Source organism: Plesiomonas sp. (genome assembly GCF_051652165.1).
Classification (GTDB): Bacteria; Pseudomonadota; Gammaproteobacteria; order Enterobacterales; family CAMTGL01; genus Plesiomonas.
In genome coordinates this window covers 1-24,638 of sequence record NZ_JBOFTR010000003.1, presented here as the reverse complement: position 1 = coordinate 24,638, position 24,638 = coordinate 1, and the positions used below count along the sequence as shown (strand labels likewise).

Here is a 24,638-nt window from a genome sequence, read left to right as displayed (position 1 = left end):
GTATGCATAAAGAATCGCCGATTAAACGTCGCCACTCCCGACAGATTTTTGTCGGGAATGTTCCTGTTGGTGGTAATGCACCTATCTCTGTGCAGTCAATGACAAATACTCGAACCACTGATGTGGATGCAACAGTGGCGCAAATTCGAGCACTTGAGCGAGCAGGTGCTGATATTGTACGTATCTCAGTACCAACCATGGATGCTGCAGAGGCATTTAAACTGATAAAGCAGCAAGTGAATGTTCCATTAGTTGCAGATATTCACTTTGATTATCGTATTGCGCTTAAAGTGGCCGAATATGGGGTAGATTGTTTACGGATTAACCCTGGCAATATTGGGCGTGAAGACCGGATTCGTTCGGTTGTTGATTGTGCTAAAGATAAAAATATTCCGATTCGTATTGGTGTAAATGCAGGCTCTTTAGAAAAAGACATTCAGGAAAAATACGGTGAGCCAACCCCAGCGGCACTAGTTGAGTCAGCGTTACGCCATGTTGAGATTTTAAATCGCCTTAATTTTGACGCTTTCAAAGTCAGTGTAAAAGCCTCTGATGTTTTTCTTGCGGTAGAGGCTTATCGGTTACTGGCTACTCAAATAGAACAACCTTTGCATTTAGGCATTACTGAGGCCGGAGGCGCTCGAAGTGGTTCAGTAAAGTCCGCTATCGGGCTTGGTATGCTACTTGCTGAAGGTATTGGTGATACTTTGCGCGTGTCACTGGCAGCCGATCCCGTTGAAGAGATTAAAGTAGGCTTTGATATTCTTAAATCTTTACGAATTCGCTCTCGTGGCATTAATTTTATTGCTTGCCCAACCTGTTCGCGTCAAGAGTTTGATGTGATAAGTACCGTAAATGCACTGGAACAACGTTTAGAAGACCTAATTACACCCATGGATGTCTCTATTATTGGTTGCGTAGTCAACGGCCCCGGTGAAGCGTTAGTTTCAGATATCGGTGTGACAGGTGGTAGCAATAAAAGTGGGTTTTACGAAGGTGGTGTTCGCCAAAAATTCCGGTTTGATAATGATAATTTAGTTGATGAACTGGAAGCGAAAATTCGGGCAAAAGCGGCAATGATTGATGAACGTAATCGTATAGATATCAACCAGATTGATTAGTGCGTTAATACTTTATTACACCTAAACCTATCGTTATCTTTTGTGTCAATAAGGCACACATTGCGTACCTTAAAGGTTAACGAAAGCAAATGTCGTTGATTTATAGTGTGTAGGTGTAGTTTTGTATTCGTGTGATTGTGAGTTTACTTGTAACATTTGTGCCAGTCATGATGATTGAATCAATTCTGATAAACTTATTATACTTATCGCAACGCATAATTTTAATGACCTCACACGCTTGATCGTAAACCCTTATGGTGAATGTGAATACCACAGAAAAATACGGGAAGGCTATATACAGTTACCGACTACGGTAAGTAGCCTAAAACCTGATACTGATGAAATGCGATCGTAATTTTAGCGTGTGAGAAACACGAAGAAGAGAACTAACGTGGCCAAGCAAATTCAAGCTATCCGTGGGATGAATGACTGTTTACCTGTCGAAACACCGGTATGGCAAAAAATTGAAACAACCGTCAAAAATGTGCTATCGAGTTACGGTTATAGCGAAATTCGCATGCCGATTGTTGAGATGACCCCACTTTTTTGCCGTGCTATTGGTGAAGTCACCGATGTGGTTGAAAAAGAGATGTATACGTTTGAAGACCGCAATGGCGATAGCCTGACCTTGCGCCCTGAGGGCACAGCAAGCTGTGTTCGTGCCGGTATTGAGCATGGCCTGCTGTACAATCAAGAACAGCGCCTGTGGTATATCGGGCCGATGTTTCGCCATGAGCGTCCGCAAAAAGGGCGCTATCGTCAGTTTCATCAAGTTGGGGTTGAGGTCTTTGGTTTACAAGGGCCTGATATTGATGCCGAGCTGATCATGCTCACAGCTCGCCTATGGCGTGAGCTTGGCATTGCTGATCACGTGCGTTTAGAGCTGAACTCTATTGGTTCACTGGAATCTCGTGCTGAGTATCGTACAGCGTTAATCGCTTTTCTTGAGCAGCACACTGAAGTACTTGATGAAGACTGTAAACGTCGTATGTATACCAACCCATTACGGGTGCTTGATACTAAAAACCCGGAGATTCAGGCATTACTAGAAGATGCACCTAAACTGGCTGACTATCTTGATAGTGAATCTCGTGCGCATTTTGATGGTTTATGTGCGCTGCTTGATGCTGCCGGGATTGCGTATACCTTAAATAACCGCTTGGTACGTGGTCTTGACTACTACAACCGCACTGTATTTGAGTGGATTACCGAAAGCTTAGGTTCACAAGGTACCGTTTGCGGCGGTGGCCGTTATGATGGCCTTGTTGAGCAACTGGGTGGCCATGCAACACCGTCTGTTGGTTTTGCGATGGGGTTAGAACGCTTAGTATTACTCGTTCAGACCGTAAACCAGAATATTGAGGTGCAAAATCCAGTTGATGTCTATGTTGTTTGTGCCGGAGAAGGTACACTCACTGCCGGTATGTGTTTAGCCGAAAATTTACGTGATTTATTGCCTGAGCTACGCATCATGACACATTGCGGTGGTGGCAATTTTAAAAAGCAATTTAAACGTGCAGATAAAGTAGGGGCTAAATTTGCCCTCGTATTGGGTGAGAGCGAAGTCGCAAATCAGCAGGTCGTGCTAAAAAACTTACACACCTCTGAGCAAGAAACCCTGACACAAGAGACTGCGGTAGCGCGTTTAGCGACGCTGTTTTAAATAATGGCGCTGTTTTAATCAATAAAGGATGGAATCCGTGGACATCTATACCACAGAAGAACAACAACTTGACACATTTCGTCAGTGGTGGAAAGACAATGGCCGTGCTGTGATTATTGGTGCGGTGCTGGGGTTAGGTGGCTTATATGGTTGGCGGTACTGGCAAAGCCATCAGCATGGTAATTTTAGCGCCATGTCAGTGCAGTATGAACAGTTGCAAAATGAGCTAAGTACTGATAACGCTAAAGCTCTACAAGACGCTCAAACGTTTATCAGTGCAAACCCAGAGACCTCATACGGTATTTTTTCTGCGCTTGATTTGAGTAAAAAATTGATTGAAAAAGGCGATTTTTCTGCTGCTGAAAAACAATTAGTCTGGGCACAAGCCAATACAAAAGATCAAACATTGCTGCCTATGGTGACATTACGCCTAGCACGTGTACAGCTACAATTGGGCCAATTTGATCAAGCACTACAAAGTGTAGATAAAGTGACTGCGGCTGCGTGGAAAGGTAAAGCACTTGAGATCCGTGGTGATATTTTAGTGAGTAAAGGAGATATTGCAGGGGCAAAAACTGCATATACCCAAGCATTGACTGCCGATGCAAACCCGACACTGCAAACGATGTTGCAGATGAAACTAAATGATTTATCCAACTAGTTTGGCAGCTAAAAGAGAGGTTGGCATGGCAAAGCGTTGTCGTCTGCTCGCAGTGAGTCTATTGACTGCAACACTGTTAAGCGGTTGTTCATTATTTCGTGGTGAAGAGGATGTTGTGAAAGCCTCACCTCTTCCTGTTGTAGAAAACCAGTTCGCGATTCAAACAATATGGGATACATCAGTCGGAAGTGGTGTAGGTGATTTCTTTTCTCGCCTGCGTCCGGCTTATCTTGATGGTAAAGTATACGCTGCTTCGCGTAGTGGTATTGTTGATGCATTAAATGCTGAAACAGGTAAGCGTGAATGGCGCACTAACGTGGCTGAAAAATCGAGCTTTTTCTCTAGTAGCCCGTCAGCTATGTTAGCCGGTGGTGTTCTTGCGGTTGATGGCGTTGTATATGTCGCAAGTGAAAAAGCGGAAGTCTATGCGCTTAATGCTGAAGATGGCAGTGTTAAGTGGGTCGCAAAAGTAGCCGGTGAAGTATTATCAAGCCCTGCAGTTGATAATAATACGGTTTTAGTTCATACCACTAACGGTATGTTGCAAGCACTCGATGCTGAAGATGGCCATATTCTCTGGACTGCAAATCTTGATGTTCCAAGCCTCTCTATCCGTGGTGAGTCTAGCCCGGTGACTGCATACGGCGCTGTGCTTGTTGGTGGCGATAGTGGTCGCGTTACCGCGATTATGTTAGATCAGGGGCAACTGATTTGGCAGCAACGGATTGCTAAAGTCGGAGGCGCTACAGAGATTGATCGTCTTTCAGACGTTGATGCAACGCCGATTGTCGTAGACAATGTAGTGTATGCATTAGCGTATAATGGCGATCTTGCCGCACTCGACTTACGTTCCGGTCAGCAAATTTGGCGGCGTAATTTTGGCTCTGTAAATGATTTCGTGATTGATGGAAACACCTTGTATCTTGTTGATAATACAGGCCGTATTGTATCAGTTGATATTCGTGGTGGTACAGAGTTGTGGAGTCAAACCGAGTTACTGCATCGTGGTGTTACTGCGCCGGTTATCTATGAAGGATATCTGGTAGTAGGTGATAACGAAGGTTATTTGCACTGGTTAGATTTAGGTAATGGGCATTTTGCTGCGCAAAATAAAGTCAACAGCAGTGGCTTATATGTACAGCCTGTTGTCGCTGATAACACATTATTGGTTCAAACGCGCAATGGTGATGTTGTTGCCTTGAAAAAATAAGTGCAATACTGATATTTAGTTGCTTTACGGCTCCTGATCATCTGGTCAGGAGCCGTTTTATCTATAAGAAATAAAGAGGTCTCTATGGTTCCTGTCGTCGCTCTAGTAGGACGTCCGAATGTGGGTAAGTCCACGCTGTTCAATCGTCTTACCCGCACGCGGGATGCGTTGGTTGCTGATTTTCCCGGCCTAACCCGAGATCGCAAATATGGACGTGCGGTTTTATCCGGCCATGAGTTTATTGTGATCGATACCGGTGGTATTGATGGAACAGAAGATGGTGTAGAAACCAAAATGGCTGAACAATCGCTGATGGCGATTGAAGAGGCTGATGTTGTTCTATTTTTGGTTGATGCACGCGCAGGGATGACCAGCGCTGATCAGGGTATTGCCCAGCACTTACGTATGCGTGAAAAGCCCACTTTTGTGGTGGCAAACAAAGTTGATGGTCTCGATGGAGATGCCCACAGTGCCGAGTTTTATGCGCTAGGTTTGGGAAGTGTTTATCAGATTGCTGCAGCCCATGGCCGTGGTGTCTCTGCACTGATTGATCAGGCGCTTGCTCCGTTAGCAGCAGAGTTAGAAGAAGAGCAAGATACTGAGCAGCTTGATCTGGATGAAGAGAATGATGGTTGGACTGAACCAGAAGGCTTAGAGTTCGATGAAAATGGTGATCTGATTGAAACAGATGAGCCAGAAGAAGAGATAAAACCTGACGATCGTCCAATCAAAATTGCGCTAGTTGGCCGACCAAATGTGGGGAAATCAACCCTGACTAACCGCATTTTAGGTGAAGATCGTGTGGTGGTGTATGACATGCCGGGAACGACCCGTGACAGTATCTACATCCCGATGGAGCGTGATGGTCGTGAATATGTGATTATTGATACAGCCGGTGTTCGCCGCCGTGGTAAAGTCACTGAAACGGTTGAGAAATTTTCGGTTATCAAAACACTGCAAGCGATTGAAGATGCGAATGTCGTGCTGCTCGTGCTTGATGCGCGGATGGGGATTTCCGATCAGGATTTGTCTCTGCTCGGTTTTGTGCTGAATGCTGGCCGTTCACTGGTTGTTGTGGTGAATAAGTGGGATGGTCTTGATTCATCAGTTAAAGATCGCGTCAAAGAAGAGCTAGATCGCCGAATGGATTTCGTTGATTTTGCTCGTATTCACTTTATCTCTGCGCTGCATGGCAGCGGTGTGGGTAATCTGTTTGACTCTATCCAAGAGGCGTACACGTCAGCCACTAAGCGTGTTACCACCTCTTTGCTGACCCGCATTATGCAGATGGCAGTACAAGATCACCAGCCACCGATGGTTAATGGTCGCCGTATTAAACTGAAATATGCGCATACCGGTGGACATAATCCGCCAATTATCGTGATTCACGGTAATCAGCTGAAAGATCTGTCTGATTCCTACAAACGTTACTTGATGAACTACTACCGCCGTTCACTGAAGATCATGGGTACGCCAATTCGTATTCAGTTCCAAGAGAGCGAAAACCCGTTCAGTCAGAAACGTAACCTGCTGAGTGTGACTCAGATGCAAAAACGCAAGCGTCTGATGAAATTCATCAAGCAAGGTAAAAAGTAAGATTCAATTTAGTCAGTAAATGTAGTGTATTGCTGAGTAGCGCATTTCTGAACGATAGATTCCAAAAAGGCATCGGTTAATCCGATGCCTTTTTGATGGGATTGCTGTGTATTTATACATCTACATAAATTAGGATAGGTGCGTAGTTCTATCTCTGCGCATATAAAAGCCTAAGCTTACTCCACCCGACTGTAAATAGTACCGTCAGCTACCTGAATATGTAGTTGTTCACCGGATTTGACCTGTGAGGGGGAGGTGATCATTTGTTTCTGATCGTTTTGTACTACGGCATAGCCGCGTGACAGTGTTGCCAATGGGCTAATAGCATGTAAGCGTGCGCTAAATGTACCGAGTTTTTGTTGCTGTACTTGTAGTGTTTGTTGCATTTTCTGTTGTAAACGTTGTAGTAGGTAATCTGTTTGCTGCTGGTAGCGGGCCACACGGTATAATGGGGTCTGCTGTTGTAGACGATGTTGTAAATGCTCTAATACACCGGTATGTTTTTGCTGTTGCGCAGTGATCAACTGCTGTAAACGATGTTCTACATCATCCAGCCGATTTTGCTGATGTTGCAGACGAATTTGTGGGTGATGCTGCTGTAAGCGGTGTTGCAGGCGTTCTAACCGCTGTAATTGCCGACTATGTTGATGTATCAAAGCACGCTGTAGACGTTGCCGCTGATCATCAAGATGACGAAACTGTATGTGTTGATCGGTACTGATCATTTCAGCCGCCGCTGAAGGTGTAGGCGCTCGAACATCGGCCACAAAATCAGCAATCGTCACATCAGTTTCATGGCCAACGGCACTCACCAATGGCAGAGTACTTGCAAAAATGGCACGCGCAACGGCTTCAGTATTAAACGCCTGTAAATCTTCCAGTGAGCCCCCCCCACGCGCAAGAATCAAGAGATCACACTCAGCCCGTTGATTAGCCAGTGCAATGGCCTGTGTGATTTGGACTACTGCATCTTGCCCTTGCACGGCAACCGGATAGATCACCACTGAGAGTTGCGGATCACGACGCTGTAAGATCTGTAAAATATCGTGCAGAACCGCACCGCTCGATGAGGTAATGATCCCGATTTGTTTTGGGTGTATAGGCAGAGCTTGCTTACTGTGCTGGGAAAACAGTCCTTCAGCGGCCAGTTGCATTTTAAGTTGCTCAAACTGCTGTTGCAGTAGCCCATCACCAGCCGCTTGCATCCCTTCAATGACTATCTGGAAGTCACCACGCGGTTCATACAGTGTGATATTTGCGCGGACTAAGATTTGTTGGCCATTTTGTGGGCGGAAAGTCACTTTGCGGTTGCTATTACGAAACATCGCGCACCGCACCTGTGATTGGGTATCTTTGAGAGTGAAGTACCAGTGTCCAGAAACGGGGATTGATAAATTAGAGATCTCACCACTCACCCAAATCTGACCTAATTGGGTTTCCAGCAGTTGGCATACAGTTTGATTTAAACGTGTAACAGTAAAAATAGCGCGATTTTCTAGCAAAATAGCACCCTTATTTCTGGTAAATAAAGTCTGGCTTACCCACGGTAGTGATCGAGCCATAATACGTAAACATGCTCAAAGTACAAGCAAGAATACTGAAAAAACGTTTGGCTAATCGTTTTCGTTCTGTATAATGCCACGGCAATATTTTATCTAATTTTAAACCTCCTTGCCTTGGTGAGATATTGCGATGTTAAGAATAGCGAAAGAAGCTCTGACTTTTGATGATGTACTGCTAGTACCTGCCCATTCTACTGTCTTACCCAATACTGCCAATCTTGGAACCTGGTTAACGAAAACCATCCACCTGAATATTCCTATGCTCTCTGCGGCGATGGATACCGTCACCGAAGCGGATCTGGCCATTGCTTTAGCGCAAGAGGGCGGAATCGGTTTTATCCACAAAAACATGTCTATCGAGCGTCAGGCCGACGAAGTTCGTAAAGTTAAAAAATACGAAAGTGGTGTGGTCAGTGATCCGGTTACGGTTCGCCCAGACACTACTATTCGTCAGGTTCTTGCGCTGACTGAAAAGAACGGTTTTGCTGGTTATCCGGTGGTGACTGACGAAAAAGAGCTGGTCGGTATTATTACCGGTCGTGATGTCCGCTTTGTGACTGACTTAGATCAGCCAGTGACTAAGGTGATGACACCAAAACCACGTATGGTGACCGTTCTTGAAGGTGCGCTGCGTACTGATGTGCTGGCTTTGATGCATGAGCGCCGAGTTGAGAAAGTGCTGGTAGTTGACCGCAGTTTCCGCTTGAAAGGCATGATCACCGTGAAAGACTTCCAAAAAGCAGAACGTAAACCGAATGCCTGTAAAGATGAGCTGGGTAGCTTGCGTGTAGGCGCGGCAGTCGGTGCAGGTGCGGGCAATGAAGAGCGCGTTGATGCACTGGTTGAAGCGGGTATAGATGTGCTGCTGATTGACTCCTCCCACGGCCACTCCGAAGGCGTATTGCAGCGTATTCGTGAGACACGCGCAAAATACCCTGAGCTGCAAATCATTGGTGGTAACGTAGCTACTGCCGCCGGAGCATTAGCACTGGCGGAAGCCGGTTGCAGTGCGGTAAAAGTGGGTATTGGCCCAGGTTCAATTTGTACTACACGAATTGTAACGGGTGTGGGTGTACCACAAATTACTGCAGTATCAGATGCTGCAACAGCGTTAATGCCACTGGGTATTCCCGTTATTGCTGACGGTGGTATCCGTTTCTCAGGTGATATTGCCAAGGCAATCGCGGCGGGTGCATCGTGCGTGATGGTGGGCTCAATGTTGGCTGGTACAGAAGAGTCGCCGGGTGAAATAGAGCTGTATCAAGGCCGCTCTTTTAAATCTTACCGCGGTATGGGCTCATTGGGTGCAATGTCTAAAGGTTCATCAGACCGCTATTTCCAAAGTGATAATGCAGCCGATAAACTGGTACCGGAAGGCATTGAAGGGCGTATCGCCTATAAAGGTAAGCTCAAAGAGATTGTTCATCAGCAAATGGGTGGGTTGCGCTCTTGTATGGGGCTAACCGGTTGCGGCACGATTGAAGAGCTGCGCACCAAAGCTGAGTTTGTTCGCATTACCGGTGCGGGGATCCAAGAGAGCCACGTGCATGATGTGACTATCACCAAAGAGTCACCGAACTATCGCATGGGTTAATAGCGCATGGGTTGATATTTTACCCTGCTTTGCATCCCCAGAAAGCGTTTGCTCTCTGTGCGCCTAGTAATGCTAGGCACGATGCAGCTTCCACCGATTTTATTTTGACTGCCTGTTAAACTACGTAGATAGAGTAACCGATGAGCAAAGACATTCACGACCACCGTATTCTTATCCTTGATTTTGGTTCCCAGTACACACAACTGATTGCACGCCGTATCCGAGAGATTGGTGTGTATTGCGAATTATGGGCATGGGATGTGACCGAAGAGCAGATTCGTGAATTTAACCCACAGGGTATTATTCTGTCTGGTGGCCCAGAAAGCACCACCGAGCAAGGCAGCCCACGTGCGCCTGAGTATGTATTTACTGCCGGTGTTCCGGTATTGGGTGTGTGCTATGGCATGCAAACCATGGCGATGCAGCTTGGTGGTATGGTGCAGTCATCTACCGAGCGTGAGTTTGGGTATGCCAGCGTTGATGTACTGACTGACAGCCGTTTATTTGCGGGAATTCAAGATACACTCTCTGCCAATGGTCAGCCACAGCTGGATGTATGGATGAGCCACGGCGATAAAGTTACGGCTATTCCGGCTGACTTTACCACTGTTGCGATGACAGAAACCTGTCCGTTTGCGGCAATGGCACAAGAAGAAAAACGCTTTTACGGCGTGCAGTTCCACCCAGAGGTGACGCACACCCGCCAAGGCCAGCGTATGCTGGAAAATTTTGTTCGTGATATTTGCGGTTGTGATGCACTGTGGACTCCGGCAACCATCATTGAAGATGCCGTGGTTCGTATGCGCGAGCAGATTGGCAATGATCATGTGATCTTAGGCCTGTCTGGTGGTGTTGACTCTTCGGTAACGGCACTGCTGTTGCACCGTGCTATCGGTGAGCGCCTGACATGTGTGTTTGTTGATAACGGCTTGCTGCGTTTGAATGAAGCCGATCAGGTGATGGAGATGTTCGGTGATCAGTTTGGTCTGAACATTATTCGCGTTGATGCTGAACAGCGTTTTCTTGATGCTCTAAGCGGTATTGCCGATCCGGAACTGAAACGTAAAGCGATTGGCCATGAGTTTATCAAGGTGTTCGATGAAGAGTCGGGCAAGCTTAAAAATGTGAAATGGCTGGCGCAAGGAACTATCTATCCGGATGTGATTGAGTCTGCAGCCTCAAAAACCGGCAAGGCGCATGTAATTAAATCGCACCACAATGTGGGTGGCCTGCCGGATGATATGGAACTGGGTCTGGTTGAACCGCTTAAAGAGCTGTTTAAAGATGAAGTGCGCCGTATCGGATTAGAGCTGGGTTTGCCGTATAACATGCTGTATCGCCACCCGTTCCCAGGGCCAGGTTTGGGCGTTCGCGTTCTTGGTGAAGTGAAAAAAGAGTATTGCGATATTCTGCGCCGTGCTGATGCGATTTTCATTGAAGAGCTGCATAAAGCGGATTGGTACAATAAAGTGAGTCAGGCTTTTGTGGTCTTCTTGCCGGTACGTTCAGTGGGTGTTATGGGTGATGGCCGTAAATATGACTGGGTTGTTTCACTGCGTGCAGTAGAGACGATTGATTTTATGACCGCACACTGGGCACATCTGCCTTATGAGTTGCTGGGTAAAGTGTCTAACCGCATCATCAATGAAATCAGCGGTATTTCACGCGTAGTCTACGATGTGTCAGGAAAACCGCCAGCAACCATTGAGTGGGAATAAGATTAGAGTAATTCCTACTGGTAACTCATTGTAACTTAAAGATAAGCCTTGATTGATTTCCTCATTGTGGTGACCTTTGTGGTGACCGTCAAGGCTTTTGTTTGTTACATTTAGTGTCCCTATAGGGGGGGATATTGCTTCCTTCATATATCAGATAGGTACTCAGATTTTTCTAATGTTTATACAAAGGGGTTATCACTCAATAGCTTAATGACCTCGTTAAGTATAGCCGCGCTTATGTCATGGTCATTGGCAGTGAGTAAGGCAATTAATCCAAGTGTGCTGATAACCACTTGCCTTAAAGGTCTCATACTGTCACTTCCTCATCATCAAAAGTAACCTTGATTACAAGAGGTAACTTGATGTCAGCCTTTACCAGCTCACCATCCACATCAGCCTTCACCTCTGTGAAGCCATCAACCAACAGGTCGCACACAGCTTTAAATTCAATGACTGTAGATTGCTTGCTTGGCATACGGGTTACGCTTGGTGTGAACACTGTACCATCAGTAGCTTCACGGAATGACACTGCACATACAGTCTTAGGGACAACAAAGACAGCATCCTTACCAGAATCAATAGGTTGGTTAACGTAGTACTGATAAACATTAGTACCCATAAAGTCCTCGATAGTGGAATGACCAGCACGGCGACTCATACGCTCAAGCACACGATAGATGCTAGGAGTGACCCCGAATATGAAGTCCTCAATAGATGTACCAAATTGTTTTAGCTTGGCTACAGCACCATACATACCACCTTCTAATGTATCGAATACCGTAGAAATATTACCTACAGGCAGCTTAGGCAACTTCATATTAGTAAAGTATTTTGTTCCTGTGGAATCAGAGCGTTCTAACTCTTCCATAATCTGAGTGGTGATTTCTCGGTCAAGTTGTAGGAAGACTTGCTGTGCCTCTTGTTGTAGTGATAAGTCAGTAATAAAACCATCACAATCAGCATCATACTTCTCTACAGCTAGACTAATCAGCATTGCGGAGTCTGTAGGTTTGCTGTAAATATTAGAACCAATAGGTGCAACAGCTTTAACAGGCATAGCGTTCTCAGAGTATGGGTCTTTCATGTTAATCGCCACGGAACGACTAGCTAAAGAGGGCATTGCAATAGGTGCAGGCTCAGTGCCTTCAGGGTGAAAACGAATCCAAGTGTCTGTACCCATTTCAGTTTTCATTTCTACACTATTCAATGTGTCGCATACTCGGTTAGCTAACATAGAGCAATAACGAGTAGAAGCTCCTGAGTTAGTAACATCTAAAGATGAACTATCACCAGCTACTTTAAAATTTAATTGTGATTCAGTTTCACGGTCTACGATTACAATATTAGTCATGATTGGTCTCTCCTTATTGAATATGTTATTGGTGACGCTGCATGAAAGACCCAAGGAAGACCCTTAGGGGTTTTCAGATTTAACACACACACAGCGTTATCGGTTAAGCGCGGTTATTCCCAGTCACCAGAGCGATTAATACCCCCACCATAGTTAGTGCCATAAGCTGACTTATGTGTTTTACGACCTTTAACTAGAGCAGCTTGGCGCAGACAATGAGCACGAAAAGCCTCTTCGTCTGTTTGACGTTGTTTAATCTCTTCTTGTGTGGGGTTCATCATGCGATAGTGTGCTTCGTTCTCTAAACGTTGACGTTCAGCAGTCTCTTTAGCTTCTTGAATATCAGCATAATGATTAATTAGCTTAGGGTGACGTGTTGCTGGAAACCCTGAGTCATCAATCATGTTAGCCACATAAGATACCGACCAGCCTAATACGTCCAATAGCATTGGAATATGTACACGGTTCATGTATTCGGTTGTAAAGGTCGTACCTAAGAAAGACCATGTGTCACCCTTAATATGTTTTAACATGATGCACCTCCTGTTGTTGTTTATACCCAGCTACTGAAGACAGCATCATGCTTAATCTTGGCGTGTTCAGCCTGAAGCGTCAGACCAAATGCGGGGTTGATAATTAGTGTTGCTTGCTCTTGCCAATGATGACGTAAAGGTAATCCATGTAGGGAAGCCTGTACTGCAAACTTCTGGTAAAACACTCCGATATTACTTAGTGATGCATGAACACCACCACAAGCTACTGAAGCCATTTTGATAATCATCTTAAACAGTTCCTTGGTAGCCTTATTCTTAAGAGCAGTTTGAGGGCATACAAAGCACATGATACTTGAGGCCAAATGTTTATAAGCTACGTCCTCTGCCTTGCGTTGAATCTCTTCTGGGGTCTCACCAGCGTTAACTGCATCGACAACCTCTAAGGCAGCCTTAAAACCATCCCAGACCAACATCCCTAGATTCATGTCATAGGACATTGCAAGGGCTACAGCTTGGCGTTCATCCAGTAAGTAAGAATCGGTAGTTTTCATCCCGCCATTAGGCATAGGCACATCAATTTTATGTGTGCTCAAATTGAGTAAACATACTCCTTGTTCTTCAAGCTTACGCAATAGATTCGAGTGACGTTTATTTAACATCATTGCTAATTCATGAGTAGGCATATGACCTTGGTTGGACTGAATGGTAGACAGAATGCTTGATAGTTCGATAGTAGTAGTTTTCATAATTGATTCCTTCTATTTAATGAATACATCAAGAGCCTCATCAGGTCACAGCCTCAGAGATATAGGAATCACTGTGCCTGCAATTGATGTATTCATTGAATAACTCTGATTAATGTGTGTGACCGTTGAGGTGGTCTTTGATAGTGATACGGGATTTTCCATGTACACTTTCAACCTTACGTACACCGTTAGAGCTGATGTCGCTATTAGCGGGGTCACATATTGTACAGTCGTAAACCTTAACCTTTTGGCGGTCTTCTTCATCTACAGTTTTATTAACTGAGTCATACCCACGCTTAATGCCTAGTGCGTCTGTAACATCCTTAGCAATAAACCAAATATTAGTATCATGAGGCAATTGAATAGTACGCACACTGGAAGTATGGAATTTAAATAGAGAGAGTTTGTTATTAGTCATAGAATGGTGCTCCTTATATTAGGGCTCATTACACCAAAGCCTCACCTGACTACACCCACAAACTGAAGCACAATGCGTCAGCAGTGATGTAAGGAGAACTGATATAAATCGTTTGTGTGTGATTGATTGTGACCGTTGAGGTGGTCTTTGATAGTGATACGGGATTTTCCATGTACACTTGGGTGTCACACAAGGCTGATTACTTAACTTAAGGAGAACTGCAAGTTAAAACCTTGCCTGAATCATGGGGTAGGTTGAAATGACACCCTTGAATAACCAAGATTGTCTCTGTCTCCCTATAGTGAGGGTTAATTCATAACGAGGTTATTCAGTTAACATTTACTTAACAACGCCTTCCGTTGACTTCATTAGCATTACTTCATGTAGACCCTGAAAAGTCGTAGTGAACACCTCAGCGTTGATGTAGTACAAAGCACTCATTGCTTGAGCTAGTGTTAGAGCCACTACGTGGTTGTGCTGACCATAGAAGAGAGAGAGAGTCTTTAGGTGAGACATAAAGTAAGTCATATGGTTAAACATCAAGTACCTCTAATGTCTATTCATATGCTCTCTTTATGTCAGAGATATATTCTTATATTAAAATAATAATTCTATTCACTAAGAGTCTTCTATCTGTGTAGAACTTAATGTCTCAAGCTCTTTTACAGAGTCATAAGCTCTTAGTGTCTCAGGTCTCCCTGATACTAATGTTATAGACTTCTCATGTCTTTGTTATTCAGCTATGAAGGGTGGTCTCAATTCCCTAAGCTTACGTTAATGGTCTAATAACTCACATGCTTGATAGTAATTCCCAATGTCTACCTCAACCGATAGTTCAATGTTTCATACGTCATGTGTTCAGTGTGGGCTTTCGCTGCGAAACCTTTAGGTTTCCGTTACTGGCTTACTGTTATTATTAGGGTGAGCAGCTGATACTGCATGAATGAATGGGATAATCTAAATTATATGTTTTAGTTATGTGGTCTCCCTATAGTGAGGGTTAATTCAGAATGTAGCTATTTCGGTAACAATCTGGCAACATCTCAGGGGTCAATGCTTCAATCTGACCACGTAAGGCTGCAAACTCTTCAGTAAACATCTTAGCTTCTGCTGTGTTCGACTCTTTGATGTCATAAGTGCCAATCTTTCGGATTGACGGTAAGACTTCCTCAGTGACCCACTTACGGAAAGGCTCAGATTGTTTAGCGTGACCACGTAGTAGCATCTGATAGGTCAGAGACTCAGAGAATAGCCACTGAGCTTTCCAGTTACCGTGATACTTAAGAGAACTTAAGGCTTCAACTTGAAGTCCACACTCTAATAGACTGTTTAACTTCATGCTATTAGAGACATCACCATGACGGTTTACAGTGTTCAGAGTAGCATTCTTATCTAACCCAGCCATCTTTACCACATCACCAGCGACAAACAGAATGTCATGCTCAGGGTGTCCAGTAAGTACACGTAGAGTTTGATCAGCGAAAGTCATGTTGGAAACGTTAGCCATGATGTTTAACCTTATCTCTACAGTTGGTATTGCCAATATGATGGTTAAAGGTAAGACCACATGACACATCAGGAAGTCAGCAACAACCAGTGTAATAAGTATTATTGTTCTTTAAAGTCTGCATAACGTTTACTCTTTCTCAATTAATAACTGAAGCTATGATTAACGTAGTGAACCCTATAAGTTAGACATACAGATGGTCAGATATACAACATAAGTGATAACCATTCGCATTAACAAAATACTCTATTCTTTAGCTCATTATGAAGTGTGACCATATCGACACCTGATGAACCATAGCGACCATAAGTGATACTCTGTGCATGTCCTAATAGCTTTCCTGTAAAGGCTTCAGGCATTCCTTTATTTAGACATAGCGTTGACATCGAGTGTCGTAAACTATGGAATGTGGCTGTTTCAGGAAACGATTTATTGGCTTCTTTATAACGTTTAAAAACCTTGCTAAATAACTGAGTGATAGACCTTGTTGTTTTGGTTAATCTAAAAATATAATCAGAATCATCTTGGCAAGTTACAACAACATCTTCCATAAATTGTTGTAGATTAAACTCATAAGCTCCATCCACTAAGGGAACACAGCGTTCACTTGTTGCATTCTTAAGAGTGTTACCCTCATGGTCAGCGTTAATTGAGATATAAATAACATTATCGATGGTTTTTATGTCAGTCTTGCGTAGTTGAAGGATTTCTGCTTGTCTTGCTCCTGTTATTGCTGCCAATGAGACAACCCATTTTAAATAAGGGGCAAATTCTTGTGTGGAGTTATGGTGAAAGTCATTATGCATATATTGGATAAATCGGTTTAACTCATCCTCAGGTATATACTTATCTACTGCTTTATTTTTGTCTTTAATGTTGAGCTTAATTGCAGGTGATTTACCTGTTAACAATTGACACATCTCCGCATAACTAAACAGGCTAGTAATATCTGACATTCTAGAATTTAGTGTTGAGGTCTTTAGTTTCTCTGTAAGTTTATCCCTCACGTTGATTAAGTCAGCACGGGTAAAGTCATTGATGTCTTTTTCATGTAATCCACAAGCCATAAACGCTTGAATCAGAGTTACTTTGAATGATGTTTTGCGGTTATCAAGTGTCTTAGTTGACCATTCATTGTTAGCTATTTTTTCATTGATATATGTGTCAATCAGTTGAGTAATATTTGTTGTTTGTACATTTATCACTAGTGATTGAATATCGCTGGTGGGGACTCTATCAGGGCGTGATGGACAGTCATTAGTCATGTCTAGCAGAGATTTATACTGTTGAGTTTGTCCTAGGGTTAATACCTGTTTGTATTGTTTAAGAAACTCATGCTGCTCAATAGAAGAGGCTAAGTGTTGTGCTTCCTGAGCAACCATTAATTGACCTTTATAAAACCAATCTGGCTGCTTTGTAGTTAATAGTTCTTTTGCAAATGAGCGAATATAAGCCCTCATTGCATTAAAATCAGCAAATGAACCAGCTTGTTTCAGTAGCGCATCTTTTAAGTATTCTGCATTGACCACCGCAACACTCCTTTTGTTTGTTCTAAGAGATATAGTGCAGGACGAAAGGTAAACACCTTTATGACCACGATACGACAGCCTCATATAAAAACCTTTTGCTTCACGCTTTAGTATCGTGAAGTAGATAAAAGTGTTTTCTGTAGAACTATCTCTATAGTGAGGGTTAAAAGCAGAGTGGTGACCCGTATGGTGACCTTTGTGGTGACCTAACTCTTTATTTAAGCAGTGTTGTACAGTCATGCTTGCTCACTATTCTATTAAGAACAATGACTTACTAGTAAGTGTGATGAGCAGCAACCATTGAGTGGGAATAACCACTTAGTGTCAATGTGCTGAATAAGCAAAACACGCTGATATTTCGTTAACGAGTTTTATTTTTGAAAGCCCTGTGTATACAGGGCTTTTTTGTATTTGGCTGAACGTTTCATTCAACGTATCGAGTGCGGAAAATAACCATAACACATGGCAAAAAACGAAAAAAAACCCGCTAAAAAAGCGGGTTTAATCAGGATGAAATCCAGTCGTTAAAAACAGCCTAATGCTACTAACGTTTCGCGATTAACGCTTTACGCTTTCCAGCAAATAGCTGAGGATGCCGTCAATTTTAATCAGCTGCTTTTCACCGCCACGACGGTGTTTGTACTCAATCTCACCGGCATCAAGGTTGCGATCACCAATCACAACCATATGTGGAACACCCATCAGTTCCATATCTGCAAACATCACACCCGGACGCTCTTTGCGGTCATCCATGATGACATCAATACCTGCAGCTTGTAGTTCGTTGTACAGCTTTTCAGCCGCCTCTTGAACACGGTAAGACTTATGCATGTTCATTGGCAAAATCGCTACTTGGAACGGCGCAATGGCATCTGGCCAGATAATGCCGCGCTCATCATGGTTTTGCTCAATAGCGGCAGCAACCACACGGGAAACACCGATACCGTAACAGCCCATGATCATGGTTTGATTACGGCCATCTTCACCCTGCACAGACGCTTTCATGGCTTCAGAGTATTTGTAGCCTAGCTGGAAGATATGGCCCACTTCGATACCTCGTTTGATTTGGATAGAGCCCAAACCATCAGGTGATGGGTCACCTTCAACCACATTACGAATATCGGCAACGGCAGCTAAAGGCAGATCACGTTCCCAGTTGATACCGAAATAGTGCTTACCGTCTTGGTTAGCACCGGCACCAAAATCACTGAGCATTACAACACTGCGATCTGCAATGATTGGCATACTTAAACCAACTGGGCCAAGTGAGCCAGGGCCTGCGCCGATAGCCGCACGGATCTCGTCTTCTTCAGCCATCACCAATGGGTCGGCAATCAGTGGCAGTTTTTGTGCTTTGATTTCGTTTAGCTCATGATCGCCGCGAACCAGCAGAGCAACCAGTGTATGGCCAGACTCTTCGGCAGCTTTAACGATCAGCGTTTTCACTGTTTTCTCAATCGGTAACTGATGCTGCTCGACCAGTTCAGCGATAGTTTTAGCATGTGGTGTATCGACAAGACGCATCTCTTCGCTTGGCGCTGCACGCTCACCGGAAGGCATCAAGGCTTCAGCCATTTCAACGTTAGCGGCATAATCAGAGGTGTTAGAGAAAGCGATATCATCTTCACCGCTTTTTGCCAGCACGTGGAACTCATGTGATGAGCTGCCACCGATAGAGCCGGTATCTGCCAGTACTGGGCGGAAGTCGAGATCCATACGGCTGAAAATGGCGCTGTAAGCCGCATACATTTTTTCGTACGTGATCTGTAAAGACTCTTGTGAAGTATGGAAAGAGTAGGCATCTTTCATCAGGAATTCACGGGCGCGCATAACACCAAAGCGCGGGCGAATTTCATCACGGAATTTTGTTTGAATTTGGAATAAATTCAGCGGAAGCTGTTTGTAAGAGAACACTTCATTACGAATAAGATCAGTGATGACCTCTTCATGTGTTGGGCCTAAAACAAACGGGCGATCATTACGATCAGCAATGCGCAATAACTCTGGGCCATACTGCTCCCAGCGACCAGTCTCTACCCACAAATCCGCAGGTTGCACTACCGGCATCGAGACTTCAATTGCACCCGCTTTGTTCATTTCATCACGAACAATGTTTTCAACTTTTTTCAGTACGCGCAAACCGGTCGGCAGCCATGTGTACAAGCCTGATGCCAATTTACGGATCATACCGGCGCGCAGCATCAGCTGGTGGCTGATCACTTCCGCGTCAGACGGAGTTTCCTTTAAAGTAGAGAGCAGATAATTACTGGTACGCATGGATAAAATTCCGTAAATAATTCAAACAAAATCACAAGGGTATTAGTGTAGCAGCGTGATCGGTCGCTCAAAAGCTTCTTTGGTTAAATCAGCTGCGCTTTTCAATCGCAATGACTTCAGCCTCTGACTCGTGCACCACCCAGCGCACATTGAAATCGAGCAAATGTACCGCATAGTGGCGATTATCTGCCTGCTGTTTTCGATAGGCCGGGCGGGGGTCTTGTGCCAGTACCTCACTGATAAAACGGCGCAATGTGGGGAGCTTTTTCTGCTGGGCGTGTAAAACCGACTCTGCTGCTGCATTAAAACGAATCGGCATCTGTGGTTCAGGCGCTTGCTGTGCAAATCCGGCGCTGGCATCCGGTTGGCTATCAACATAGGGCAGATAGGGTTTGATATCGAGAATCGGCGTGCCATCAACCAGATCAAGGCTACCCAGCTTCAAAAAAATCTCACCATTGCGGCATACCGTACCGTGGTAAGCCACTTTTGATAAACCAATCGGATTGGGCCGAAAAGTAGAGCGGGTAGCAAAAACACCAATCCGCTCATTGCCGCCTAAGCGTGGGGGGCGAACCGTGGGGCGCCAGCCCTGATCTTGGGTTTGATGAAAGACAAAAATCAGCCACAAGTGGCTAAATTGCTCCAAACCCCGTACTGCATCAAGCTGATTGAAGGGCGGCAACAGTTGTAGCTCACCGATACCATCCTCAACCAGACCCGGCTGACGTGGAACAGCAAACTTCTCTTTATAAGGTGAGTGAATAATACCAATAGGTGTCATTGCCACCGCTTCTTGTGGGGTATCTAACAGCATCAGCCTTTTCTACATAAATTAAGTGGATATTTAAGGGGCGATAATAATCGCAGACCCTTGGCAAAGAGCGAGTTGCTTACAACCGGGGACATTATCTAGAATGAGACATTGATTTAGCAAAAGTGCATTACCTCCCATCTCTTGGGCATGTCGCTGTGCAGTATTGCGAGCCTCTTGAATACTGGCGGGCTTCTCATTATCACTGGCCTGGCAAACCTCTCCTTGAACACGGCCAATATTCTGATAATTAACCTTATTAAGCTGCTCTGTTTTTTCATATACCGCAATGGTGGTGGGCGCAAAATACGTTTTTACATTTTGGGGATTCAGATTACTGTCTACATTATAGTGTGTTGCACATCCGCCTAATAATAATGCGGTCGAAACTAGGATGATTTTTTGCATTTATACTGTATCCATACATTAAAGAATGAGATTTACTCTCTTAATCTACTTTGTAGATATACCGCGCGAGAGAGCATTAAAACACGTCATTTATCACAGATAGTAAAACAAAAGAGCACCCTTGGGTGCTCTTGCAAAAAAATAATCATAAATTAATCAAAGTTGGTGAGAAAGAGCAAGAGCTACCAGCCCTTGACAACACCACCTTTAAATATTTGGTTCGCAGCGTGATAGACCTCTTCAGTTTGGAACGCTTTGACGAAATTCTTTACGTTCTCTTCATCTTTATTATTGTCGCGTGCCACAATCAGGTTCACATACGGAGAGGCTTTATCCTCCACAAATAAACCATCTTTTGGCGGTGTCAGCCCAATCTGGCTGGCATATGTGGTGTTGATAATAGCTAAGTCCACATCATCAAGTGAACGTGGTAATTGCGGTGCTTCTAGCTCGATTAATTTTAATTGTTTCGGGTTAGCAACAATATCCAATACCGTTGCATTCAGGCCGCTGCCCTCTTTGAGCGTTAGCAATCCCTGTGCTTGTAACAGCAGTAAAGAGCGGCCAAGGTTGGTTGGATCATTAGGTAATGATACTGTCGCACCCTCTTTTAGCTCAGACAATGCCTTGATTTTTTTTGAATAACCGGCAATTGGATAGACAAAAGAATTACCTGCAATAGCGAGCTTATATCCACGATCAGCAATTTGCTGATCAAGATACGGCTTGTGCTGGAATGCATTCAGATCTAATGAACCATCCGCCAGCGCCGCATTTGGCGTGATATAATCGCTAAAACTTACCAATTCCACATCTAAACCATATTGCTCTTTGGCGACTTTTTTTGCTACTTCTGCAACTTGTTCTTCTGCACCAGAAATGACACCCACTTTAATTTTGTTTGTATCACTATCTTGCCCACAGCCAACAAGTAATACAGAACTTGCCAATGCACTTATTAGGGCTAATGTTTTAAATTGTAATGCCATCGTATCTACCATCCTTGTTTATTGCGGTGCGTGAACACCAATCACAAATCATATTGTTGTAAAATAACTGTTTAATAAAACAGCGTAAACGTTATATGGCTATAGAGGAAGCAACATCTTACTTATGATCTGTTGCCTTAATCCAGCGTTCACCTACGCTTTGAATCAACTGTACTAATACCACTAAAATAGCAATGACAACCAGCATTACCGTACCGTCAAAACGTTGATAACCATAACGAATACCCACATCACCTAAACCACCGCCACCCACAGCACCGGCCATCGCCGAATAGCTGACCAAGGTCACTAACGTAATAGTAATACTGTTAATGATCCCCGGCAGCGCCTCAGGCAGCATCACCTTAGTGATAATCTGCATCGGGGTTGCCCCCATCGCTCTTGCTGCCTCAATCAAACCGGCAGGCACTTCCATTAATGCCCCTTCAATTAAACGGGCAATAAATGGGGTTGCACCAATGGCCAACGGCACTACCGCTGCCGCCGTACCAATAGACGTACCAACCAGCAAACGGGTTAACGGAATAATAGAAACAATCAAAATAATAAAAGGGATAGAGCGCCCGATATTAATCACCGCACCTAACACTTTATTTATCGGCGCATTTGCCTTAATTTGTCCAGGTTTGGTAATAAACAGGATCACTCCCAGTGGGATCCCCAGTGCAAAACCAATAACCCCTGAAGCCAGCACCATCATCAGTGTTTCGCCCAATGCCTTAAACAGCAGCTCAATCATTGCTTGCGACATAGCCTAACACCTCCACCTTGACATGCTGCTCATGCAGATAATCCATCGCCTGCGCACAACGCGCCTCATCACCAAACAACTCTGCCAGCATCACCCCGAATTTAATTCCGCCAGCATAATCCATCTGCGCGCTTAAAATATTGCAATCAATATTAAATTCCCGTGCCACTTTTGACAGCAGCGGTGCATCAACAGATTGTCCGGTAAACTCCAAACGGATCAACGGAAAATGTAATGGCTGCGGTGTTGTCACTAACCTAGCGGCATAATCTTCGGGAATGCTTAAATCAAGCGTTGAGCGAATAAACTGCTGTGCTAGCGGCGTTTTCGGGTGTGCAAAAACCTCACCCACCGAACCTTGCTCAATCAGCTGACCGGCGCTGATGACCGCAACTTGATCACAAATTCGCTTTACCACATCCATTTCATGTGTGATCAGTAAAATCGTCAGCCCCAAACGGCGATTAATATCCTTCAACAGCGTTAAAATAGACCGCGTTGTTGCCGGATCAAGCGCACTGGTGGCCTCATCACACAACAATACCTTCGGATTACAGGCTAGCGCACGGGCAATCGCCACTCGCTGTTTTTGCCCGCCGGAAAGATTTGCCGGAAACACCGTCTTCTTATCTGTCAGGCCAACTAGTGCCAGCAACTCATCCACTCGTGTGGCAATCGCCTCTTTATTTAAGCCTTGTAACTCCAAAGCAAAAGCCACATTACCAAACACCGTACGTGAAGAGAGCAGATTAAAGTGCTGGAAAATCATCCCAATATTACGTCTTGCACGCTCGAGTGCCGGTTCATCCAGCACCATCATATCCTGCCCATCAACAAATACCTCACCTGAAGAGGGGCGCTCAAGCAGATTCACACAGCGAATCAGCGTACTTTTCCCTGCTCCCGATGCACCTATCACGCCAAAAATCTGGCCAGCCGGAACATGCAAACTCACCTCTGAAAGCGCACTGATACTTCGCCCTTCCGTGTGAAATATTTTACTGATGTGATTAAGCCTAATCATGGTACGTCATGCTCTCCATGCTGAAACAGATGCTTACTTCTATCGCACAAAAACAGATCCTAAACAATATATAGGGATAGACAGCAGAGCGAACACACAGATGCTAAGATGTCTGGATGGCTACAGTCAACAGTTTTTACGTCTAGACGGCTAAAAGAAAGGGAAATAAACCCGTATATCCCCACATTTATCCTCAAAAACGCCTCTCGTCTTACATTATAAGAACAGGCAGGCGATAATCAGCACATACTTCATACCGTAAATCCAGACCCGCCGGAGATCTTCACATGGCAACCTCAGCACTATTTATTGATCGTGACGGTACACTGAACATTGATCATGGCTACGTACATGAAAGTGACAACTTTGAATTCATCAAAGGCGCGATTGACGCTTGTCGCCAAATTAAAGAGATGGGGCTGGCACTGGTCTTAGTCACCAACCAATCTGGCATTGCCCGAGGTTTGTTTACCGAAGCTCAGTTTACCCACTTAACTGAGTGGATGGATTGGTCACTGGCTGACAGAGGCGTTGATCTTGATGGTATCTACTACTGTCCGCATCACGCAGAGCACGGTAAGGGTGAATACAAAATTGACTGTGAATGCCGCAAACCGAAGCCAGGCATGTTTCTTGAAGCACAAGCAGAGCTTGACCTCGATATGGCCTCCTCTTATATGGTTGGTGATAAACTTGAAGACATGCAAGCGGCACAAGCGGCTGGCATTGGCACCAAGATTCTGGTTCGCAGTGGAAAACCCCTCACCGCAGAAGCCGAAGCCCTAGCAGATTACGTCCTCGATAGCCTTGCTGATGTACCCGCGCTGCTTAAAAAACGTATAAAATAAACAAAAAGAGTAAAAAATGAGCAAGCAAAAGATTTATTAACTTTTTTGCTTGCCTCTTTGTAAATACTCCCTATAATGCGACCCCACTGACACGGCAACCGTGATGCAAATCACTGAATGCTAACAGTAAAGAATAAAACGCTTTTAAGGGATGTGAAAAACAGACCTTGACAGCTAAAGGGAAATGCGGAATAATTCGCGCCCTGTTAACGTGAAAGCGTTGACACTGCTCTTTAAAAAATTAATCAGACAATCTGTGTGGGCACTCGTTGAAGACGCTGACTATCCAAAAGATACTTAGTTAAACGAGTGACTGACAATTTATTTGCTAGTTAT

At 44.4% G+C, this 24,638-nt stretch carries 21 protein-coding genes; 8 read left to right on the top strand and 13 right to left on the bottom strand.

The window, feature by feature from the left end:
- The first annotated feature begins 2 nt into the window (after window positions 1-2).
- From ispG to der, 5 genes are all read left to right on the top strand, one after another.
- Window positions 3-1,121: a flavodoxin-dependent (E)-4-hydroxy-3-methylbut-2-enyl-diphosphate synthase gene (gene ispG, locus ACRC53_RS01405; protein ID WP_438641799.1), complete on the top strand. Its 1,119-nt coding sequence runs from the start codon at window positions 3-5 to the stop codon at window positions 1,119-1,121.
- Between the two features lie 391 nt (window positions 1,122-1,512).
- Window positions 1,513-2,784, top strand: coding sequence for a histidine--tRNA ligase (gene hisS, locus ACRC53_RS01400; RefSeq protein WP_438641798.1), 1,272 nt, complete (start codon window positions 1,513-1,515; stop codon window positions 2,782-2,784).
- A 37-nt stretch (window positions 2,785-2,821) separates the two neighbouring features.
- On the top strand, window positions 2,822-3,445 hold the full coding sequence (locus ACRC53_RS01395; RefSeq protein ID WP_438641797.1) for a YfgM family protein: 624 nt from the start codon (window positions 2,822-2,824) through the stop codon (window positions 3,443-3,445).
- A 25-nt stretch (window positions 3,446-3,470) separates the two neighbouring features.
- Window positions 3,471-4,655, top strand: a complete 1,185-nt coding sequence (gene bamB / locus ACRC53_RS01390) for an outer membrane protein assembly factor BamB (protein WP_438641796.1) — start codon at window positions 3,471-3,473, stop codon at window positions 4,653-4,655.
- 84 nt (window positions 4,656-4,739) lie between these two features.
- Window positions 4,740-6,251 (top strand): ribosome biogenesis GTPase Der, encoded by a 1,512-nt coding sequence (gene der, locus ACRC53_RS01385; RefSeq protein ID WP_438641795.1) that lies wholly within the window; start codon window positions 4,740-4,742, stop codon window positions 6,249-6,251.
- 176 nt (window positions 6,252-6,427) lie between these two features.
- On the opposite strand, the gene xseA is transcribed toward der, so the two are convergent.
- Entirely contained in the window at window positions 6,428-7,813 is a 1,386-nt protein-coding gene (gene xseA, locus ACRC53_RS01380; RefSeq protein ID WP_438641794.1) for an exodeoxyribonuclease VII large subunit, read from the bottom strand.
- Window positions 7,814-7,943: 130 nt separating this feature from the next.
- Between xseA and guaB the strand changes: the two genes are divergently transcribed.
- Window positions 7,944-9,407, top strand: coding sequence for an IMP dehydrogenase (guaB, locus tag ACRC53_RS01375; RefSeq protein ID WP_438641793.1), 1,464 nt, complete (start codon window positions 7,944-7,946; stop codon window positions 9,405-9,407).
- 140 nt (window positions 9,408-9,547) lie between these two features.
- On the top strand, window positions 9,548-11,125 hold the full coding sequence (gene guaA / locus ACRC53_RS01370; RefSeq protein ID WP_438623592.1) for a glutamine-hydrolyzing GMP synthase: 1,578 nt from the start codon (window positions 9,548-9,550) through the stop codon (window positions 11,123-11,125).
- Between the two features lie 307 nt (window positions 11,126-11,432).
- Here the strand turns inward: guaA and ACRC53_RS01365 are convergent, their stop codons facing one another.
- The 12 genes from ACRC53_RS01365 to metN all read right to left on the bottom strand — a co-directional run bounded on the left by ACRC53_RS01365 (window position 11,433) and on the right by metN (window position 23,454).
- Window positions 11,433-12,476 carry a hypothetical protein gene (locus tag ACRC53_RS01365; RefSeq protein WP_438641792.1) on the bottom strand — a complete coding sequence of 348 codons (1,044 nt, stop codon included), beginning with the start codon at window positions 12,474-12,476 and terminating at the stop codon, window positions 11,433-11,435.
- A gap of 113 nt (window positions 12,477-12,589) precedes the next feature.
- Window positions 12,590-13,009, bottom strand: a complete 420-nt coding sequence (locus ACRC53_RS01360) for a hypothetical protein (RefSeq protein ID WP_438641791.1) — start codon at window positions 13,007-13,009, stop codon at window positions 12,590-12,592.
- A 20-nt stretch (window positions 13,010-13,029) separates the two neighbouring features.
- A complete protein-coding gene (locus ACRC53_RS01355) occupies window positions 13,030-13,716 on the bottom strand; it encodes a hypothetical protein (RefSeq protein ID WP_438641790.1) in 687 nt (228 codons plus the stop codon).
- A 109-nt stretch (window positions 13,717-13,825) separates the two neighbouring features.
- The gene (locus ACRC53_RS01350) at window positions 13,826-14,134 is read right to left on the bottom strand and encodes a BRO family protein (RefSeq protein WP_438641789.1); all 309 of its coding nucleotides are present in this window, start codon (window positions 14,132-14,134) and stop codon (window positions 13,826-13,828) included.
- A gap of 1,000 nt (window positions 14,135-15,134) precedes the next feature.
- Window positions 15,135-15,641 (bottom strand): BRO-N domain-containing protein, encoded by a 507-nt coding sequence (locus tag ACRC53_RS01345; protein ID WP_438641788.1) that lies wholly within the window; start codon window positions 15,639-15,641, stop codon window positions 15,135-15,137.
- Between the two features lie 233 nt (window positions 15,642-15,874).
- The gene (locus tag ACRC53_RS01340) at window positions 15,875-17,410 is read right to left on the bottom strand and encodes a site-specific integrase (protein WP_438641787.1); all 1,536 of its coding nucleotides are present in this window, start codon (window positions 17,408-17,410) and stop codon (window positions 15,875-15,877) included.
- 318 nt (window positions 17,411-17,728) lie between these two features.
- Window positions 17,729-19,447, bottom strand: coding sequence for a proline--tRNA ligase (gene proS, locus ACRC53_RS01335; protein ID WP_438641786.1), 1,719 nt, complete (start codon window positions 19,445-19,447; stop codon window positions 17,729-17,731).
- 88 nt (window positions 19,448-19,535) lie between these two features.
- Complete coding sequence (gene tsaA / locus ACRC53_RS01330) at window positions 19,536-20,264, bottom strand: tRNA (N6-threonylcarbamoyladenosine(37)-N6)-methyltransferase TrmO (protein ID WP_438641785.1); 729 nt, start codon at window positions 20,262-20,264, stop codon at window positions 19,536-19,538.
- A 30-nt stretch (window positions 20,265-20,294) separates the two neighbouring features.
- The gene (gene rcsF / locus ACRC53_RS01325) at window positions 20,295-20,669 is read right to left on the bottom strand and encodes an Rcs stress response system protein RcsF (RefSeq protein ID WP_438641784.1); all 375 of its coding nucleotides are present in this window, start codon (window positions 20,667-20,669) and stop codon (window positions 20,295-20,297) included.
- A 182-nt stretch (window positions 20,670-20,851) separates the two neighbouring features.
- Window positions 20,852-21,658 carry a MetQ/NlpA family lipoprotein gene (locus ACRC53_RS01320; RefSeq protein ID WP_438641783.1) on the bottom strand — a complete coding sequence of 269 codons (807 nt, stop codon included), beginning with the start codon at window positions 21,656-21,658 and terminating at the stop codon, window positions 20,852-20,854.
- A 118-nt stretch (window positions 21,659-21,776) separates the two neighbouring features.
- Complete coding sequence (locus tag ACRC53_RS01315) at window positions 21,777-22,430, bottom strand: methionine ABC transporter permease (protein WP_438641782.1); 654 nt, start codon at window positions 22,428-22,430, stop codon at window positions 21,777-21,779.
- Entirely contained in the window at window positions 22,411-23,454 is a 1,044-nt protein-coding gene (gene metN / locus ACRC53_RS01310; protein WP_438623587.1) for a methionine ABC transporter ATP-binding protein MetN, read from the bottom strand. Before metN ends, ACRC53_RS01315 begins: the two co-directional genes overlap by 20 nt.
- A 287-nt stretch (window positions 23,455-23,741) precedes the next feature.
- On the opposite strand from metN, the gene gmhB reads away from it, so the two are divergent.
- A complete protein-coding gene (gene gmhB / locus ACRC53_RS01305; RefSeq protein ID WP_438623586.1) occupies window positions 23,742-24,302 on the top strand; it encodes a D-glycero-beta-D-manno-heptose 1,7-bisphosphate 7-phosphatase in 561 nt (186 codons plus the stop codon).
- Window positions 24,303-24,638 lie beyond the last annotated feature (336 nt).